This is a genomic window from Tunturibacter psychrotolerans (assembly GCF_040359615.1).
Taxonomy (GTDB): Bacteria; Acidobacteriota; Terriglobia; order Terriglobales; family Acidobacteriaceae; genus Edaphobacter; species Edaphobacter psychrotolerans.
Genome location: NZ_CP132942.1, coordinates 853,661 through 871,372 on the forward strand (window position 1 = coordinate 853,661; position 17,712 = coordinate 871,372).

Below are 17,712 nucleotides of genomic sequence, written 5' to 3' on the forward strand. Positions count from 1 at the left end.
CTCAGAGACGTTTGATAGAGTGAGAGCGTGACGTCCCCGACAGTTAATAAATTCAGCGCCTCTACCCACGGCAAGCGACTTCTCCTCTTTGTTGTGTGTAGTCTGCTGCTGGCCAATGTTGTTCAGTGGGGTCTGTGCCGGGCCCTTCATCTGGGAAATCCGGGGACTCTCAAGCCCGAAATCTCTGACTTTCTGCATATGAGCCAGTGGACCGATTCGTGGCTTCCGATGATGAAGTCGCTGGACTACTTCGATGCGAATCCTACGAAACCAATCTATGGGGCTCCTCTGTACGACACGCTGATTTATTCGTTGGCGAGTGAGCTTCCTCTGGTCGCGCTTCGCAGGCTTGGAGTCGGTGACGCTGCGATGCTCCGCCTGCTGGCGTTATTTTCATGGTTGTCTGTTGTGGGTGTTGCGGCGGTGTCGCTTGCGATGGGACGCAGGCTGTTGCGAATGCGTGGTGCGGAGTTGACATGGCCGATGGTTGTTGCGGTGATACTGGCTTGTCTGGGGTGTTATCCGCTGCTGAAGGGGTATTCGCTGGGGAATGCGCAGACGATGCTTTCTTTTGGCTTTGCGCTGATGCTTTATTTGTGGACGTCCGGGCGCGAACGCGAGGCTGGGGTGGTGGCTGCGCTGCTGGCGTTTGTGAAGCCGCAGTATGTGTTGCTGCTGGTGTGGATGGCGGTTCGCCGCAGATGGGGGGCGATGTGGGCGTTTTTGATTTGCTCTGCTGTTTTGCTCGCGATGTCGATTGCGGTCTTTGGTTGGCACAACAATCTTGATTATGTAGGGGTGCTGGCGAGCCTCAGCCACAAAGCGCAGTCGCACGATGCGAATCAGTCGATGTTCGGAACGTTAAACCGAATGATCTTCAATGGCGAAAATCTGGAATACACACCTCATCTCTATACTCCCTATGTTGCGTGGGTGTATCGGACGACGGTGGTTACATCGCTGGTGCTGATTGGGGGTGTGCTGCTGTTTCCATGGGGGCGACTGCGTGGATCGACCGGGGATATCGCGGCGATGGGGCTGGCGTCGGTTGCGGCTTCGCCGATGGCGTGGGAGCATCACTACGGTATTGTGCTGGGGATCTTCGCCTGGTTCTGGTTTGCTTATGGGTGCTGGGAGACCAAGAGGCCTTGGCTGTGGGGAGTGTCTTTTTTTCTTTGCTGTAACTTTTTGGCGGCGACGAATCTGTTGGCGGATAAGCGCGGATGGAATGTGTTGCAGTCCTATATGTACTTCGGGGCGCTTCTCTTGATTGCGCTGCTGATGCGGCTGGCTCGTCGCGTCGGATCTGATGAAACTGTTGCAGTGTGACGGGTGCGCCGTCGATGAGAGGCGAAGCTATTTTGAAGCTTGAGCCTCGGATTCCGGAGTGAATTGAACGGCAGCTGCGTCGCCTCCCATGGCCGGGCCTAGCGGAGTGATCTTGGCGTGCGCGGCCGCTAGAGCCTGATCGGTCCAGTCCCAGCCGCTGTGCAGCAGGACGAAGACGTGGTCCCCGCGTTCGGTGGAGAGTTGCTCGTAGGGCACGATTGGAAAGCCGGTGAAGTTGCGCATGTGGAGTGCGGTGAGAGATTCGGTGTCGCGTCGACTCCAGAGCAGCTCCTGATTGCTGGAGTATACGAGGGCCATGCGGGAGCGTATGTCAGGGTCGGGCTCATAGTAGCTGGCTACTTCGAAGGTGCCCATCTCCTGAAGGTAGAGCAGGCCGCTGGGGCTGGAGAGAATGGCCGCTTTGATCTGCGGGGTTAGGATGAGCGAGGTCATGAAGGAGTTTGTCTTTGCCTGCTCTGCGTGAATGCGGATTGCGCCCGTGATTACGATGGCGATAGCGAGTGCCGAGAGAGTTATGGCTGCGATGTTTTTGTGGCGGAGCAGCGGCAGCGCGGCGAACGCGAGGAGAACGCTTAGAGCGAGAATGGCGCCGAGGACGTAGCGGACTTCGATGGAGTGGGTTACGAAAAAGGCCAGCATGAAACCGAAGAAAGGTAACGCCGCGAGGACGATGAGGAACACAAGCTCGGCGGTTGGGAGTTGGAAATCGTTGTCGCGCAGTTGGCGAACGCTGCCAATGACAAGGAGAGCTGCGAAGAGGATGAGGCCGATGGCAGCGTAGTGCTGGACGCTGAGACTCGCTTGGGTGTAGTTCATGAAGAGGGAGCGATAGCCAACCGTGATGGCGTGGTAGCTGACTCTTCCGGCGTTGTAGTAGTTCTTGCGGAACTCCGCGGCGGATCGTTCAAAGGGGAGTGCGAAGGCGATGCAGGCCATGCCGATGAGGATGGCGGCTGCGACGGGACGGTCGAGCCGGCGGCGCTCGATGGTACGAAAGAGTTCGGCCGCGCAGAGGGGAAGGAGCAAGAGGACGCCGAAGTAGTGGGTGTTGAGTGCGAGCGCGACCGTAATGGCGAGGACGATGAGGGAGCCGGTGCGTTGCGATTGGCGGCGGGTTGCGGTCTGCCAGCTCAGCATGGCGAGGCCGTAGAAGCCGAGGAGCAAACCGTAGGGGCGCCCTTCGGCGGAGTAGAAAAAAGTGGCGGTTATGGCTGGAAACGCCATCGCGAAGAGCGCGGCGTGCTCGTTGGCAATGCGGCGCACGAAGAAGAACAGGCAGAGCTGCATGACGAGATAGCCAAGGAGCGAGGCTAGTCTAAGTGCGAACGCGCCTGCGCCGAAGGCTTTGATAGAGAGGAAAACTAGAGTGTGGTAGACGAGGGGATCTAGCGAGATGGGATAGTGGCGCTGAATGTTGAGGAGCTGAGCGTAGGTAGGGGCGCTGTCAGTTTGGAGGACGAAGATCTCATCCTGTGACATGAGTTTGTGGTGCGACCAGAGGAGAGAGATGGCTGCAGTGAGGATCAGAAAGGCGATGGCCTGCCACGGGAGACTGAAATTGTCTACGCTGCGCTCAACATTGGAGTCTCGGGACGGGTTCATATTTTAAAGAGAGTGCGAAGCTGCCGCTCTGAATCATGCCGTAGATAATTAACCGGGGCTGGCTCAATTGTTGCGGGGGTGGTGGAGGGTAGTGTCGGCGTGAAGAAGATCTCTAGGCGCGGCACGCGGATGAAGAGAAGGAGACCCATGACGAGAGCAGTTGAAGCGAAGGAGGCCATCAGCAGCGGCTCGCGGTAGAGTTTTTCGGGGTTTTGTACGGCGCTGTCGTGTTTGAAGGCGAGCTTGAGGTACACGGCCATGGTGAAAGCGACGAGAGGAAAGCCGAGGATGAGCTCGATGCGATAGCGGATGATGAAGGCGCCGAGAAAGAGCATCGCGGTGGAGGCGTAGAAGACGACCGAGACGAGCAGCGACTCAGGCGTGTAGCGCTTGAAGGAGGCGCGATAGGCGCCAGCGAGGGCGCGGTCGCCTATCTCGGAGAGTTCGCTGAAGCGCTTGAGGCCCATGAAGTAGCAACCGAGCATCCAGTAGGCAATGAGCAGCGACACGGGCGGGACTAGGACGCTGGTGACGGCGTACCAGCCGAGCAGCATGCGGAGAGGATTGTTGATGGACTCGGTGAGGACGTCGAGGTAGGGGACGTCTTTGGTGCGGATGGGCGGGAAGTTGTAGAGGCAGCCCATGATCCAGAGAACGAGCGCAACGAGGGCGAACATGCGAGAGATGGTGAGGCCGATTGCGATTCCCGCGACCATCATCAGGAGCCATTGCACGTAGGCTGCGGGGATGTTGACGAGTCCGCGCGCGGCGGGGCGATTGCGCTTGGTGGGGTGGAGGCGATCGAAGGGTGCGTCGAGGACTTCGTTGATGACGTAGTTGCTGCAGGCGATGAGCGTGACGGAGAGAAATGCCAGCAACAGAGTTACGAAGAGGTGCGGGGTGAGGAGCGCTGGAGCGACGCTGAGAGGTACGATGACGCCGGGCAGAACGAAGAGATTCTTGATGGAATGATCGAGTCTGGCGATGGCGAGATGGGCTCGAAGGCGCTCGGACAGGGAGACGTTGAGCAGGGGAGGCTCGGTCATGTTTAGGGTAGGGGCTCCTTCGCAGCTTGCCTGTTGGCTATGGGCACAGTGTAGCAAATGGAGATGAAGGCAGAAGACGACTTAGGAGCTATGGCAGCAGGCAGAATGTTTACGATAAGCTTTAGTTTGGCGCGGCTTGCGCGTCTGGAGCAGGCAGACGCATGTCGCGGAGAGCAGTGATTATCGGTGCAGGACCAGCTGGGCTGACTGCGGGCCTGGAGCTGTTGAGACGGTCGGATGTGAAGCCCATTATTTTGGAGGCGAGCGAAGAGATCGGGGGGATCTCGCGCACGATTAAATACAAAGGCAACCGGATGGATATCGGCGGTCATCGGTTTTTTTCCAAGAGCGATCGTGTGATGCAGTGGTGGGTCGACCTGATGCCGCCGGAGGGCGTAGAGGGAGAGGGCACTGGGAGCGGGGGGCCGACTGCTGCGCCGCCGGAGATCAGTTATCAGGGGAAGAAGAGGGTGGTGGTGGTGCCGGCACATCTGAAGGAGGAGCCGGTGTTGCGCGGGGCAGGGCCGATTCTGCATCACGTTGATGAGCAGGATGCTGAAGACGAGACATCGGATGCGGAGGAGGCAGTAGCTGCGGCGGTGGTGACGCACGAACCGGTGGATAGTGATCTTGTGATGCTGATTCGTCCACGCAAGAGCAGGATCTATTATCTGCGGAAGTTTTTTGATTATCCGATTACGCTGACCGCGACGACGTTGAAGAATCTTGGTTTGGTGAGGACGTTTCGCGTTGGCATGAGTTACATGAAATCGCAGGCGAGCCAGATTGCGCCCGAGAAGAGTCTGGAAGATTTCTTAATCAACCGGTTTGGGCGGCAGCTTTATCTGACGTTCTTCAAGAGTTACACGGAGAAGGTTTGGGGGACGCCTTGTGACGAGATTTCGGCGGAGTGGGGCGCGCAGCGGATCAAGGGATTGAGCCTTACGACCGCGGTGAAACACTTTTTGAAGAAGACGTTCCGCAGTAAGACGAAGGGTGGGGATCTGGCGCAGAAGGGTACCGATACGAGCCTGATCGAACGCTTTATGTATCCGAAGTTTGGGCCGGGGCAGCTTTGGGAGCATGTGGCGGATCTTATTCGCGAGGGGAGCGGCGAGATTCACATGGGGTGGAAGGTTGATCGGGTTCACTGCTCGATGGAAGGCGGCGTGAGGCGGGTGGTGTCGCTTGATGCGGTGAATGCGAGCGGAGAGCGGCAGACGTTTGCGGGAGATTATTTCTTCTCGACGATGCCGATGCGGGAGCTGGTGGAGGCGTTGGACGCTCCGGTGCCGGAGAACGTGCGGGAGGTGAGCGCGGGGCTGCAGTATCGGGACTTTATTACGGTGGGGCTGCTGGTGGATCGGTTGAAGGTGAAGGAACCGGATGGCGGACTGCTGAAAGATACTTGGATCTATGTGCAGGAACCCGATGTGGTACTGGGACGGTTACAAATATTTAATAACTGGAGTCCGTACCTGGTGGCTGACCCGACGAAGGTTTGGATTGGGCTGGAGTATTTCTGTTATGACACGGACGAGCTGTGGAAGATGCCGGATGAAGAGCTGAAGAAGTTCGCGATTGCGGAGGTCGCGAAGATCGGGATTCTGAATGCGGAGGATGTTTCGGATGGGCATGTGGTGCGAGTGCCGAAGACCTATCCGGCTTACTTCGGCACATATGACCGATTCGAGGAGTTGCGGGAGTTTACGGATGGATTTGAGAATCTGTTTTTGGTGGGGAGAAATGGAATGCATAAGTACAACAACCAGGATCACAGTATGTTGACTGCGATGACGGCGGTGGATGGTATCGTGGCCGGATATGTAGATAAGGCTGCTCTGTGGGGGATCAACACGGAGCAGGAGTATCACGAGGAGAAATAGATTGAGCAAGATTCTGGTTGTGGGAACGCTGCTGCTGGTGATCTTTGTGGGTGTGTTCCGGCAGAGGATCTTTCTGCGAGATCCGCTGGGGAAGATGGAGCGAAACGGTGTCGCGGTAGATGGTGCGCGGCTGTTTATTAACTTCTCGAACGACGTGCTGGTGGAGGAGCCGGGGACGGAGCGGCGATACCTGGTTCAGGGGTGGAGTGGGGTGCCGGGTGTGCCGCAGATTCTTGGCTGCGTGCAGGGGTTGGCATGCTGGACTGATGCTGATCATGCGGCGGTCTTTCCGTTGGATGGACGTGGGGCCGGGGCGCGGGCGGTGATGAGCGCAAAGGAAGTTACGTTTGTGGATGAGACGGGCGCGGATGTGCGGGTGAAGTTGAGGTAAGTATTTCGACGGGACTGGGGAATAGAGCGTAACCTTCACCAGCAAAGAGACTCTAACAATGCGGATGAATCTGCGTTATAGATCGTCGCGCGCGTGGGTGCGGGATGGGAGCTCAAATGCCTGAGAAACCGGTAGACAAAGGAGACTTTGTCGAGGCTATCAGACCGACAGCTGAGCCCGAGCCAGAGATCGTTGAAGTGATTCCAGCTTCAACCCCCGTGGCTGGCAGTATGGCGGATGCGTCCGTTACGGCTGCTGTGTCTGTAACGGCTCCGGAAGCAGCAGCTTTGCCCGCTCCGGAGAGCCCGATTGTCGCAGCTCATGTTGAGTTCATCGAGCCTGTGGTGGCGACGATCCGGTTGGAGAAGAAACATCCGCTGGCGATTCGATGGATGCACTGGGTGAATTTTCCGGTGCTGTTCACGATGATCTGGAGTGGGCTGCTGATCTATTGGAACGACTCGGATAATGCGTATCAGCATCCGCATGCGGTGTATCGGGTGGGGGTGGGGTCGCTGACGGTGATGCGGCTGTTTCAGCCGTGGTTCTGGAAGCTGATCAATGCGCCATATCGCGTGACCGAGGGGCTGGGGTATCACTTCTTCTTTATGTGGATCTTTGCGATCAACGGGATTTTGTATGTGTCGTATCTGCTGATCTCGGGGGAGTGGCGGGTGCTGGTGCCGGAGCGTAAATCGTTTCGGGATGCGATTCAGGTGACGCTGGTGGATTTGCATCTTCGCAAGGGACTGCCTCCGCAGAAGAAGTACAACGGGGCGCAGAAGATCGCTTATACGTCGGTGATTTTGATGGGGCTGGGGTCGCTGGTGACGGGACTTTCGATCTACAAGCCGACGCAGGTGCACTGGATTACGTCGCTGCTGGGCGGTTATGAGATGGCGCGGTGGGAGCACTTCTGGTTGACGATGGGCTTCTGTGCGTTCTTTGTGGTGCATGTCGGGCAGGTGATTCTTGCGGGGTGGAATAACTTTCGCTCGATGGTGAGTGGATATGAGATTGTGCCGGCGGCGAAGGCTTCGTTTGAAGAAGAAGGGAGGACAGGATGAGCGATGGACGAGAGGAACGAGAGGAGCAGGAGCAGCGGCGGAAGTGGGAGAAAGAGAAAAAAGATCGGGACGACGATCTTGATCGCGATTGGGAGCGCGATGGAGAACGGGAGCGGAGAGATTCGCGCGCAGTCGATGTAGAGGCGATGAATGCTGCGGTGCGAGCGCAGTCGGGACAGAGGACGCGGCGGAGTTTTCTGGTTGCGGCTGCGGCGGCTGCTGGAGGGTATGGGTTTTATCGATGGCTTGATCGTAGTCCGATGAATATGCGGCTCCCGGAGCCGTTGCGGCACATGCTGCGAGTCAACGCGAAGGTGTCGCGAGCGATCTTTGATGAGCGCGGGTTGGCGCCGACGTATCCGGTGGCGAAGTCGATGGAGCTGCGGGCGAATGGGAACTATGGGTTGAAGATGGACCTGGTGCCGGAGAGCTATCGGCTGCAGATGGTGGGAGTGGAGAACGCTGGGCGGCTTCCTCAATATGTCGACGACGTGACAGCCTGGGAGTATCAGTATCGGGTGAAAGAGGTTGGGCCGGTGGAGCACGATACGAAGGTTCGACCGAAGAGCGAGACGGATAGTAAGGCTGATCCCAATGGGGATGCGGGTGCGGGGCTGGGGCCGATGATGAAGGGAGGGCCGGCGAGCACGATGGTGGGTAGTAGCGCAAACGGCGAGGCGCAGAAGGTTTCGCCGGAGCTTGTGGCTGTGATGGAAAAGATGAAGAGGCGTCCCCGTGGGCAGGAGGAGGCGGGGATGTCGCGCAGTACTCTCATGCCCGGCACTCCGGGACTGCTGCTGAAGATGGACGAGGTGACGAGTCTGCCGCATCACGAACTGGTGACGGAGTTTAAGTGCATTGAGGGGTGGAGCCAGGTGGTGCACTGGGGCGGGTATCGGCTGGCGGATTTGATTGCGAAGTTTCCACCGGCGAGGAAGGCCGATGGGTCGTTGCCGAAGTATGTCTATATGGAGACGCCGGATGGAGATTACTACTGCGGGTTCAGCCTGCAGGCTTGTATGCATCCGCAGAGTTTACTGGCGACTGAGATGGGGGGACGCGCGCTGGCGCAGTGGCATGGCGCGCCGATGCGGCTCCATATGCCGATCAAGTACGGTTACAAACAGATCAAGCGGATTGGGCTGATCGCGTATACGGACAGGCTGCCTGATGACTACTGGACGAAGCTGGGGTACGACTGGTACGCGGGGCTTTGATTGGGCTCTTAGCTGGCGATGGTGCCCTGGTGAAAGAGGAGCTGCCAGCGGTTGTCGCGGAAGGTCCACAGGGAGGATCGGTGGGAGACGGCTACGGACGTGGTGGCGCGATAGGTGGCGAGGACGACTGTCTCTGCGGGTTGCGCGATGTAGAAGTGGTGGATGGTGGCGTGGCGCGGGCCGCTGGAGAGCAGGACGTCGATGGTCTGCTGGCGGTTGAAGACGCGGCCGGAGGTGCAGAACTCTCTGTACTCGTCGGCGAAGAGCGGGATAAGGGCGGTACGGTCAGCTTCACGGTCCGGGTGAAGAAGACGCTCTTCGAGAGCGTAGAGGTGGTCTTGAAGTTCGGTCTTTTTCATGGAACTGAGGCTCCAACTGTTGGACGGACGGCAGAGTAGAGGTGTTTCATTGTGACAGATTTTTGGGTTCCGGGTTGAAATAGTTGGGTTTGCGCGCCAAGGCGACGCGTGGGATCTGCTGGAGATCGTTGACGAAGGAGATGTCGTTCCAGCCGGTGAGCAGGTTGGTTAGGGAGTCGCGTTGGCCGTGGCCGATTTCGAGGGCCAGGAGGCCGTTGGGTTTGAGTGCGCTCTTTGCCTGTGGGATGAGGCGGCGGTATATGTCCAGGCCGGTTTCACCGGCGAAGAGTGCGGTGGAAGGCTCGTGTTCGCGAACCTGCGGGTGGAGGGTGGGGCGATCGGACTCGGGAATGTACGGTGGGTTACTGACGATCGCATCGAAGATCTCTGTCGGGTGGTCGACCGCGGCGAGCAGGTCGGATTCGAGGAAGTCGATGCGGTCGCCTACGTTGTGTTCGCGGGCGTTGCTTGTGGCGATGGCGAGGGCCTTAGGAGAGATGTCGAGAGCGGTGATATGGGCGAAGGGAAGATGGACGGCGAGTGCGATGGCGATGGCGCCGGAGCCGGTGCCGATGTCGGCTAGCTTTAGAGGCTCGTTGGCGGGGAGCAGAGCGAGGACGGCTTCGACCAGATGCTCGGTTTCGGGGCGGGGGATGAGGACGGCGGGTGAGACGTGCAGGCGGAGGCCGTAGAACTCCTGCTCGCCGGCGATGTATTGGATGGGCTCGAGTTGGAGGCGTCGGCTGATTGCGGCTTGATAAAGGGAGCGTTGATCGGGAGAGAGGTCGCGGTCGGGATGGGCGATGAGCGTGACGCGGGGAATCTGGAGGGTGTGGAGCAGGAGGAGTTCGGCGTCGCGGTGGGCGTGTTCGCTGAGATGTGGGTTGGCGGCCAGCTCTGCAGCGGCGTTAGTGATGGCCTGGCGGAGGGTCATGCTGGCGGCTACCTTGGCTGCGGCTGGTTGGAGTCGGAAGTGGTGGGGAGGATGGTTGAGCTGGCGGAGAAGCGATGATAGTTGCTGTACTTCGCGGTGAAGCGGAAGGCGCTTGTCTTTGGGGTTTCTGTGGTGAAGGCGGTGACGGTGGAGGGCAGCCAGAAGGATTTGCCGTTGAGGTTGACGGGGGTGAAGTCGACAGTGGCTGTGCCGAGGACCGATTGATCTCGACCGATGGGATTCGGGACGGTGCGCTCGATGTGGGTGACCTGTATTGTGGCGGAATCGATGACGAACTTTCCTGTAGTGCCTGGCTGGATGGTAGAGCAGGCGGGCTGTTTTGCGGCGTCTTCGCGAGCGGTGAAGGTGAAGGCTTCGGTGCCGGGAGACACAGAGGCGGATTGATCAGGCTGATAGTCGAAGCACTGGCGGCGTTCGGCGGAGAGGAACTTGGCAAGTGCGCCGCTGAAGCCTCCGCTGAACGAGATTGGCATGTTCAACTTTTTAGCGCTGGATGGCTCGCCGTTGATCGCTCTGACCTCGCGGGATTCTTCGAGGGCGTCGCTCGGAGAGCCGGATCGGGTGACACGGAAGAGGGCGTCGATGGTGATCTCGTGCTTGAGCTTTCCGTCGCGGAGTTCTTGCGAGGTGATGCGCTCGTCGCATAGGAAGCTTGGGACAGTGGCTTTGTATTGGTCGGTGTTGGCTTCGACGCGGGAGAGAATTTGGTCCAGCGCGGGGGTGGGCTGCTGGGCCAGAGCCGTGGCGAAGCAGCCGATGAGGCAAGCTGGAGATGTGCGTGCGAAGGCTGAAGAGAGGCGCATGCGTGACTTTACGGTAGCAGAGGGCAGATGGTTCGCTAGCGAGTTTCGAGGAGGAGGACGTTACCGTCGGGGTCGATGATGGTGAGGGTTGCTCCGTTCTTGACGGCGAAGATGCCCTCCTTGTGGAGGTGGCGTGCGGCTTTGCCGAGGTTGCTCGATTCAAGGGTGATGCGGGTGTGGGTGCCGGCAGTGGCAGGTAGGATTTCGACTTCCTGGCCGCTTTCGCCGGGCATGTGCATGGACATGGGATCGTTGGCGATGGGCTTGAAGTTGAGCTGGTTTATGTAGAAGTCGCGGGCGGAGGTGGGGTCGGCCATGGGAAGGGAGACGGCGACGAGTTTTTCGGCGATGCGGTCGGGGCCGAGGTGCTTGCCTTCGTCTTCGGTATGAAGGGAGCCGGGAAGATATTGGGTGTACTCGATGAGCTGCGGGCCGAAGGTTTGAGTGGGACCACCCAGGATGAAGCGGAGATTGCCGGCTGCGGTTTTGCGGATGTCGGTTGGGGTGAGGCCATGACCAAGGTAGTCGTTGTAAATGGCCTGAAGGTCGGCACCTTCGAAGCAAAGACTCAGGAAGCCCACGGTGGTGTCGGCGGGTGTGGCGGCGTGGAGCTCGATGAACTGGGTGTCGTTGATCTTGATGAAGGACTCGTAGGGGATGTTGTCCTTGCGGAGGTCGAAGGCTTGTTCGAAGCCGAGCTTCTCGTAGAAAGCGACGGAGGCGGCGAGATCGTGGACGCGAAGGGCTACGTGGGCGATGCCGTTGAAGGGTGGGGTTTTGGTGTCAGGCTGCGCGTGAAGCAGGGGCGCGAGGAAGATTGAAGCGAGAGCAAGTATGACGAGGCATGTCGCGGGACGGGCAGAGCGAGATCCGCTCCGGTGTTGCCTGATCATAGGTCGTTCCTTTTGGAGAGGCTGGCCTGGATTCTCGTTGTGTTGCGTGAGGAACCAGGTCAGCTTTCTCGTCGTTGTTTGCGTTAGCAGGTCAGGCGGCTTCTGCTTCGGCCTTTAGTTTTTCTGCGGTGTAGTGCGCGATGAGTGCGTCGATCGTCGGTTGGATCTGACCCTCCATCACCATGGCGAGCTGATGGTTGGTGAGGCCGATGCGGTGATCGGTGAGGCGGTTCTGCGGGAAGTTGTAGGTGCGGATCTTCTCGCTGCGGTCTCCGGAGCCGATCTGCTGTTTGCGATCCTTGGCCTGGAGCTGGTGGATGCGCTCGGCTTCCACTTCGTAGAGGCGAGCACGGAGGACGCGCATCCCCTTCTCGCGGTTTTTGATCTGCGACTTTTCGTCCTGGCAGCTGACAACGGTGTTGGTTGGGATGTGCGTGATGCGGACAGCCGAGTACGTCGTGTTGACGGACTGGCCGCCAGGTCCTGAGGAGCAAAAGGTGTCGATGCGCAAGTCCTTCGCTTCGATCTTGATGTCAACTTCTTCGGCTTCGGGCAGGACGGCTACGGTGATGGCGGAGGTGTGGACGCGGCCCTGGGTTTCGGTCGCCGGGACTCGTTGCACGCGGTGGACGCCGGACTCGTACTTGAGCTGCGAGTAGACGTTCTCGCCTTCGATGATGGCGGTGATGTCCTTGAGGCCGTGGCCGATGCCGGACTCGGTTTGAGAGAGGATTTCTACCTTCCACCTGTGCTGTTCGGCAAAGCGCATGTACATGCGGAAGACTTCGGCGACGAAGAGCGCGGCTTCGTCTCCTCCGGTGCCTGCGCGGAGTTCGAGGATGACGTTCTTTTCGTCGTTAGGATCCTTCGGGAGGAGGAGAACCTTGAGCTGTTCTTCCACGGGCTCGAGACGCGGTTCGAGAGTGTCGAGCTCAGCCTGAGCCATCTCTTTTACGTCGGGATCAGGATCGGTGAGCATGGCTTTGGCTTCGGCGATGCCGTCCTTGATCTTGCGGTACTCGCGGAACTTTTCGACAGTGGGCTCCATGTCGCGGTGCTGCTTCGCGATGGCCTGAAACTTCTTCTGATCGTTGACCAGAGTGGGGTCGGACATCTGCTTGCCGAGATCTTCGTAACGGGCTTCGAGTTGGTCGAGGCGGTCGAACATAGCTACTCCATTGGGTGAAAGATGATTGGGGGATTAGTCGAGTGAAAGCTAGAGGAAGGCGCAGCTAGGCAAAGTCGTGACGGTCGGGAGACTCGGTCACGCGGGGGATAAACACCGGATTTGCGGCTGCGTTCATGTCTATTTAGATGTTACTCCTTGCGCCCAAGGTGCAGCTAGCGTCTTTTTGGCATCTTTATTGGGCAGGGAGTCAGTTGATTCCAAACGGGAACTGGACAGTGAGGGGTGATGAGGAAGATTCAGACTGAGTTGTTGGAGATCGCCTTCGAGGAGGGTGGTCCAAAAGACGGACCAGCGGTGGTCATTCTGCACGGGTGGCCTGATGCACCTTGCGGGTGGGATTCCATCGCATCGAGGCTGCAGGCGGAGGGTTGGCGGACGGTCATTCCCTATCTGCGAGGCTCGGGTCCGACGAGATTTTTGTCCAAGGAGACGCCGAGAGTTGGTTCTGGCGTTGCGCTCGCACAGGATGCGATCGATCTGGCCGATGCGCTGGGGCTTGGCCAGTTTGCCGTCGTCGGCCATGACTGGGGTGCCAGGGCGGCGTACACATTGGCCGCGCTTTTTCCGGATCGGATTTCGACAGTGTCTGCCCTTGCGCTGGGGTATCAGCCAGGAGGCCGCTTCGAGGTACCCTCCTTCGAGCAGGCAAGAAAGTTTTGGTACCAGTGGTTTATGTGTGTGGACGGTGGAGCGGAAAAGGTGCGGGCCGATCCGGCTGGTTTTGCGCGAATCCAGTGGGAGACGTGGAGTCCGGCCGATTGGTTTGATGAAGACGAGTTCGCGAGGACTGCTGAGAGCTTTTCGAATCCCGACTGGGTCTCGACTACGTTGAATGCCTACCGCTCGCGTTGGCGGGACGGTGAGGCGCGGGACTCGCGGTATGAGGATGGTCAACAAAGGCTGGAAAAAGTGGAGCTGATATCGACACCGACCCTGATGATCCAGGGGATGGATGATCGTTGCGATCCTCCGACCGAATCGGAGGGGCTGGAACGATATTTCGCGGGTGGCTATCGTCGTTTATTGCTGGAGGGTGTGGGCCATTTTCCTCATCGAGAGGCGCCCGGTATTGTGGCGGATGTGATTGTGAATCATCTGCGGGATAAAGGATCGCGGTAAAGACGGCCGTGTGAGGAGTGGATCTATGGCGCTGTTTGCAACGCTCGCTGAGTTGGCGGAGGGCTTGGCGAAGGAGGCCGGAAAGCTGAAGAAGCGTGCGGCGATCGCGGAAGCCATCTCTGCAGTACATGTAACTGCGCCGCAGAGCGAAGATGCTGGGCTTTTTGCGCTCTATGTTGCAGGTACTCCGTTCGCGGAAGCGGATTCGCGGAAGCTGAATGCAGGTGGAGCGTTGTTGTCGAAGGCTTTGTTGGCGGTGAGTGGGGCCAGAGATCAGGCCCTGGCGGTGGCCTACAGACGGCATGGAGATATGGGCGCGGCGGCCTTCGATCTGCTGATTGAGGCGAATGGCGAAAAGACGCCGAAGCTGACATTGGCCGAGGTGTCGGAGGCGTTTGCAGGGATGGCGGTGGCGAAGACGACGGCGATTCGAGCTGCGTTGGTCGAGGGCCTGTTGCGGCGCGCGACCCCGCTTGAGGCCAAGTATCTGCTGAAGCTGATGCTTGGGGATATGAGGATTGGAGTGAAGCAGAGCCTTGTGGAAGAGGCGATCGCTGCGGCGGCTGGCGCTACGGTGGAGACTGTGCGACGGGCGGTGATGTTGGAGGCGGATCTAGGTGGCGCAACGCAGCGAGCTTTCGCCGGGACATTGAGTGAGGCGAGGATGCGGCTGTTTCATCCACTCGGATTCATGCTGGCATCGCCGGTAGAGACTCCGAAGGAGGCTGTGGAACGGTTTACGGAAAAACCGGTGAAGGTGCCAGCGGCGAAGATCAAGAAACCGGGCAAGAGTAAGAAGGCCGAGGAGGCGCTGCGTCGAGCGATGAAGCTCGATCCTGATCGCGAGGCTGAAGTTTCGGTTGCTGTGGAGGCTGACGGTGACGTGGTGGGTGAGGTTGTTGGGCCGCAAAAACTCGACCTCGATGCCGAAGAGTTTGCCGATGCTGGGCACGCAGATGTGATTGCGAGAGATCCCGCCATGGAGTCTCACGGGCCGATATCAAATGCCCTGGAGGTGAAAGGGGTCGAGGCATTTCTAGAGGACAAGTACGACGGAATGCGAGCACAGGTGCACTGCGGAGATGCGGCGCAGCCAGGGCGGGTGGCGATCTACTCACGAAATAAGGAGGACGTGACAGAGAGCTTTCCTGAGTTGGAAGAGGCTTTTGCCCGGATTCGGCCAGGGGCAGGCGAAGTTGAGAATTCGTTGATCTTTGACGGTGAAATTCTGGGTTGGGACTTTGAACAAGGGCGCGCGCTGCCGTTCGCGGTACTGGGACAGAGGATCGGGCGGAAGCGCGTCTCGAACGAATGGCGTCAGCAGGTTCCGGTTGTGTTCATGGCGTTCGACCTGATGTGCGCCAGCGGAGGATTGCTGTTGGAGTTGCCGCTGCGGGAACGGCGCACTCGGTTGGAGGCGGCGGTGGAGAGTCTGGTGGGGCGGGTGGTGTCACCGCTGTTGGTGGACGAGCGAGCACGGGATTCGCAGGCAGTATTGTTTGCAGGCGAAGAGGGCCCAAGCATGGAGAGGCTGATGATCTCGCCTTCGCGGCTGGTAGAGTCGGCCGAGGACATCGATCGTGCCTATGCCGATGCGCGGGCGCGGGCCAACGAGGGTGTGATGTTGAAGGCGGCGGGGTCGGTCTATCAGCCTGGACGGCGCGGTCTTGCGTGGGTGAAGTTGAAGCGTGAGTTGGCGACGCTTGACGTTGTGGTGACGGGAGCGGAGTTTGGACATGGCAGGCGCGCGGGGATCCTGAGTGACTATACGTTTGCGGTGCGCGGAGATAACGGCGAGTTGTTCAATGTGGGTAAGGCCTACTCGGGTTTGACCGATATCGAGATCGGCGAGATGAGCACGTGGATGATGGAGCACACGCTCGAAGACCAGGGGTTCTTTCGGACGGTCGAACCGCTAATGGTGCTGGAGGTTGCGTTCAACAACATCATGCGCAGCGGGCGTCATGCGAGCGGCTTTGCGCTGCGCTTTCCACGGATTTTGAAGATCAGGACGGACAAACCGGTAAGCGAAATCGATACGGTCGAACGGGTGGAAGAGGTGTATCAGTCGCAGGTGGATAAGCCGGAGGAGTAACTCGAAAGTGGTAGACGAACAGACAGGAGCTATATTTTTCAGTCCTCGCGACCCACTGCTGCGAGTCTTCGTATTTACTGGTTGATCTTGCATGATGCACCCTGCTAGAGTGCGTTCAATCTTTTCTTGTCGAGGGAAAGATGATCGAACTGGGCCACGCACCGCGCAAGAGTACCGGGTTTTTGCTCATACTAGCCAGCTTCATCGCGCTCGATCTTCTGTCGTGGCCGATCTTTTTTTCTTACTATCTTTTTGTCTTTGCTGACAGAAGCAACTTTCTCAATCTCGACTACCTGCTGGATCAACACCTTCGCCTGGGAGTTGACACGTTTTATCAGTACGGGCTGATTCCGGTCTTTCTCCAGCATGTTCTGTTTGTCATATTCGGAGGCGGCTATTGGCCGCTGATTGGTTGCACCATCGCTGTGCTGATCCTGATGGCAATGTTCTGGGCTCGTCTTGTCTGGTGCGTCTCCAATCGATGGCTGTCTATCGTGGCCGTCATCGCGATCAGTCCTGTTCTTTTGATAGTCAACCCGAATCTCCCCTATTCGCTCGTCCAGCTCTCGATGTTGTTTGCACTGCTCTTTCTAGTGGAGGGACGTGCGGACATTGCTCTGGCTGTAGCGGTGATTGGCACGTTCTGTGTTCCGTCACTGCCGTTGCTTCTGACCGGGCTATTGGCGATCTACGTAGGGGCAGAGTGGTGGATCAACAGTGAGCGGTCGATCTCGATGCTGGCCCGAAAGCTCGCTCCTGGCGTACTGACTTATGTTTTGCTCGCAGTCGGCTTGAGTCTATTTTTTGGGGTCAGATCAGTTCTCGCGACTGCCCTCCCGCTCCTCGGGACGAAGTTCTACTATGGCGGGGGGAAGTTTGACTACGATGACCTGATCACCTTTCTGCATCCTCGTGGCCACAGCTCGCTGTACTACGTGGGGTACTACGTTGTAACGCCGGCGACTTGGTGGATGCTCAGTACAGTTGGTCTGGTGATTCTGGCAGTTTTTGCGTTGATGGCGATGATCCGCAACCGGAGAGTGGACCCCAAATATGGAGCCGTGATCATCTGTGCGGTTGTGCAGGTCTTTTTTGCTGTCTTCGCTTACAGGGGGGATGGGCAGCATACGATTTACGATCCCATCACTGCTGCCGGCATGCTTCTGGGGTTGTGGCTTGTTCCCGCTCCGCGATGGCGGAGTTCTCTTCTGATCCTTTTTACCCTGATTGGATTGAGTGCTCAGGCCGCGCAGGCTCGGCAGACGGTATGGGCATGGAGGAATACCCACCCCTCTGCGCTCACTGCGAATCTTTACGCCGAACCGGAGTACGCTCCGCAGCTTGCGCATATTTTGAAGATTGCAGACACGCAGAAGGTTCTCATGATGTCGAACGCGACGGGAGTGCACCACTACTACCCCCGCCTTCGTTCCGCCGATACCTGGTTTCTGGTGGAAACGCAGATGTTTCCTGCAGACCATGAGCGAGTACTTGCCAACATACGAGATGCCGATGTGGTAGTCGAGGATACGGCGCACGTTCCGTACTTCACCGACCGCGATCCGGAGGTCCAGAGCCAACTCCGCTCTATGTGCCTGACAGAGGTGACACGTAACTTTCAAATATGGTGGCGGCATCCGCCCAGTTCGGTGGAGTGCAAGATCAACCAGCGTCAGACGACGAGCACTCTCTCCGCCACCTCGAAAAGATAGCTCCTCCAGCCTTCTAATGCGATTGCGT

Annotated in this window: 15 protein-coding genes; 8 read left to right on the forward strand and 7 right to left on the reverse strand. The window is 58.4% G+C overall.

Annotated features, from left to right (window positions below; translation table 11 throughout):
• Positions 1-27: 27 nt before the first annotated feature.
• On the forward strand, positions 28-1,329 hold the full coding sequence (locus RBB77_RS03425; protein WP_353064779.1) for a glycosyltransferase family 87 protein: 1,302 nt from the start codon (positions 28-30) through the stop codon (positions 1,327-1,329).
• Between the two features lie 27 nt (positions 1,330-1,356).
• Here RBB77_RS03425 and RBB77_RS03430 read toward each other — a convergent pair whose 3' ends face one another.
• Together RBB77_RS03430 and RBB77_RS03435 are read right to left on the reverse strand one after the other, a co-directional pair.
• Complete coding sequence (locus RBB77_RS03430; RefSeq protein ID WP_353064780.1) at positions 1,357-2,952, reverse strand: glycosyltransferase family 39 protein; 1,596 nt, start codon at positions 2,950-2,952, stop codon at positions 1,357-1,359.
• Positions 2,949-3,998: a UbiA prenyltransferase family protein gene (locus RBB77_RS03435; RefSeq protein WP_353064781.1), complete on the reverse strand. Its 1,050-nt coding sequence runs from the start codon at positions 3,996-3,998 to the stop codon at positions 2,949-2,951. The genes RBB77_RS03430 and RBB77_RS03435 overlap by 4 nt, the downstream gene beginning before the upstream one ends.
• A 161-nt stretch (positions 3,999-4,159) precedes the next feature.
• On the opposite strand from RBB77_RS03435, the gene RBB77_RS03440 reads away from it, so the two are divergent.
• From RBB77_RS03440 to RBB77_RS03455, 4 genes are all read left to right on the forward strand, one after another.
• Complete coding sequence (locus tag RBB77_RS03440) at positions 4,160-5,884, forward strand: NAD(P)/FAD-dependent oxidoreductase (protein ID WP_353064782.1); 1,725 nt, start codon at positions 4,160-4,162, stop codon at positions 5,882-5,884.
• A gap of 1 nt (position 5,885) precedes the next feature.
• Positions 5,886-6,275, forward strand: coding sequence for a hypothetical protein (locus tag RBB77_RS03445; protein ID WP_353064783.1), 390 nt, complete (start codon positions 5,886-5,888; stop codon positions 6,273-6,275).
• Between the two features lie 116 nt (positions 6,276-6,391).
• Positions 6,392-7,342 carry a cytochrome b/b6 domain-containing protein gene (locus tag RBB77_RS03450; RefSeq protein ID WP_353064784.1) on the forward strand — a complete coding sequence of 317 codons (951 nt, stop codon included), beginning with the start codon at positions 6,392-6,394 and terminating at the stop codon, positions 7,340-7,342.
• Positions 7,339-8,559, forward strand: coding sequence for a molybdopterin-dependent oxidoreductase (locus RBB77_RS03455; protein WP_353064785.1), 1,221 nt, complete (start codon positions 7,339-7,341; stop codon positions 8,557-8,559). The genes RBB77_RS03450 and RBB77_RS03455 overlap by 4 nt, the downstream gene beginning before the upstream one ends.
• Positions 8,560-8,567: 8 nt before the next feature.
• Here the strand turns inward: RBB77_RS03455 and RBB77_RS03460 are convergent, their stop codons facing one another.
• From RBB77_RS03460 to prfA, 5 genes are all read right to left on the reverse strand, one after another.
• Positions 8,568-8,918, reverse strand: coding sequence for a DUF4440 domain-containing protein (locus RBB77_RS03460; RefSeq protein WP_353064786.1), 351 nt, complete (start codon positions 8,916-8,918; stop codon positions 8,568-8,570).
• A gap of 46 nt (positions 8,919-8,964) precedes the next feature.
• The gene (gene prmC, locus RBB77_RS03465) at positions 8,965-9,852 is read right to left on the reverse strand and encodes a peptide chain release factor N(5)-glutamine methyltransferase (protein WP_353064787.1); all 888 of its coding nucleotides are present in this window, start codon (positions 9,850-9,852) and stop codon (positions 8,965-8,967) included.
• Between the two features lie 8 nt (positions 9,853-9,860).
• Entirely contained in the window at positions 9,861-10,676 is an 816-nt protein-coding gene (locus RBB77_RS03470; RefSeq protein ID WP_353064788.1) for a hypothetical protein, read from the reverse strand.
• Positions 10,677-10,711: 35 nt separating this feature from the next.
• Complete coding sequence (locus RBB77_RS03475; RefSeq protein ID WP_353064789.1) at positions 10,712-11,569, reverse strand: VOC family protein; 858 nt, start codon at positions 11,567-11,569, stop codon at positions 10,712-10,714.
• 91 nt (positions 11,570-11,660) lie between these two features.
• A complete protein-coding gene (gene prfA / locus RBB77_RS03480; RefSeq protein WP_353064790.1) occupies positions 11,661-12,737 on the reverse strand; it encodes a peptide chain release factor 1 in 1,077 nt (358 codons plus the stop codon).
• 246 nt (positions 12,738-12,983) lie between these two features.
• Between prfA and RBB77_RS03485 the strand changes: the two genes are divergently transcribed.
• The 3 genes from RBB77_RS03485 (at position 12,984) to RBB77_RS03495 (ending at position 17,684) form a co-directional block, all read left to right on the forward strand.
• Positions 12,984-13,877, forward strand: a complete 894-nt coding sequence (locus tag RBB77_RS03485) for an alpha/beta fold hydrolase (protein ID WP_353064791.1) — start codon at positions 12,984-12,986, stop codon at positions 13,875-13,877.
• Positions 13,878-13,902: 25 nt separating this feature from the next.
• Entirely contained in the window at positions 13,903-15,972 is a 2,070-nt protein-coding gene (locus RBB77_RS03490) for an ATP-dependent DNA ligase (RefSeq protein WP_353064792.1), read from the forward strand.
• A gap of 140 nt (positions 15,973-16,112) precedes the next feature.
• Positions 16,113-17,684 (forward strand): hypothetical protein, encoded by a 1,572-nt coding sequence (locus RBB77_RS03495; protein WP_353064793.1) that lies wholly within the window; start codon positions 16,113-16,115, stop codon positions 17,682-17,684.
• Positions 17,685-17,712 lie beyond the last annotated feature (28 nt).

Excerpts from the sequence above, each read along its gene's own strand:
- RBB77_RS03430 (WP_353064780.1), bottom strand. The coding sequence starts at position 2,952 with ATGAACCCGTCCCGAGACTCCAATGTTGAGCGCAGCGTAGACAATTTC.
- RBB77_RS03435 (WP_353064781.1), bottom strand. The coding sequence starts at position 3,998 with ATGACCGAGCCTCCCCTGCTCAACGTCTCCCTGTCCGAGCGCCTTCGA.
- RBB77_RS03440 (WP_353064782.1), top strand. The coding sequence starts at position 4,160 with ATGTCGCGGAGAGCAGTGATTATCGGTGCAGGACCAGCTGGGCTGACT.
- RBB77_RS03450 (WP_353064784.1), top strand. The coding sequence starts at position 6,392 with ATGCCTGAGAAACCGGTAGACAAAGGAGACTTTGTCGAGGCTATCAGA.
- RBB77_RS03455 (WP_353064785.1), top strand. The coding sequence starts at position 7,339 with ATGAGCGATGGACGAGAGGAACGAGAGGAGCAGGAGCAGCGGCGGAAG.
- RBB77_RS03460 (WP_353064786.1), bottom strand. The coding sequence starts at position 8,918 with ATGAAAAAGACCGAACTTCAAGACCACCTCTACGCTCTCGAAGAGCGT.
- prmC (WP_353064787.1), bottom strand. The coding sequence starts at position 9,852 with ATGACCCTCCGCCAGGCCATCACTAACGCCGCTGCAGAGCTGGCCGCC.
- RBB77_RS03470 (WP_353064788.1), bottom strand. The coding sequence starts at position 10,676 with ATGCGCCTCTCTTCAGCCTTCGCACGCACATCTCCAGCTTGCCTCATC.
- RBB77_RS03475 (WP_353064789.1), bottom strand. The coding sequence starts at position 11,569 with ATGATCAGGCAACACCGGAGCGGATCTCGCTCTGCCCGTCCCGCGACA.
- prfA (WP_353064790.1), bottom strand. The coding sequence starts at position 12,737 with ATGTTCGACCGCCTCGACCAACTCGAAGCCCGTTACGAAGATCTCGGC.
- RBB77_RS03485 (WP_353064791.1), top strand. The coding sequence starts at position 12,984 with ATGAGGAAGATTCAGACTGAGTTGTTGGAGATCGCCTTCGAGGAGGGT.
- RBB77_RS03490 (WP_353064792.1), top strand. The coding sequence starts at position 13,903 with ATGGCGCTGTTTGCAACGCTCGCTGAGTTGGCGGAGGGCTTGGCGAAG.
- RBB77_RS03495 (WP_353064793.1), top strand. The coding sequence starts at position 16,113 with ATGATCGAACTGGGCCACGCACCGCGCAAGAGTACCGGGTTTTTGCTC.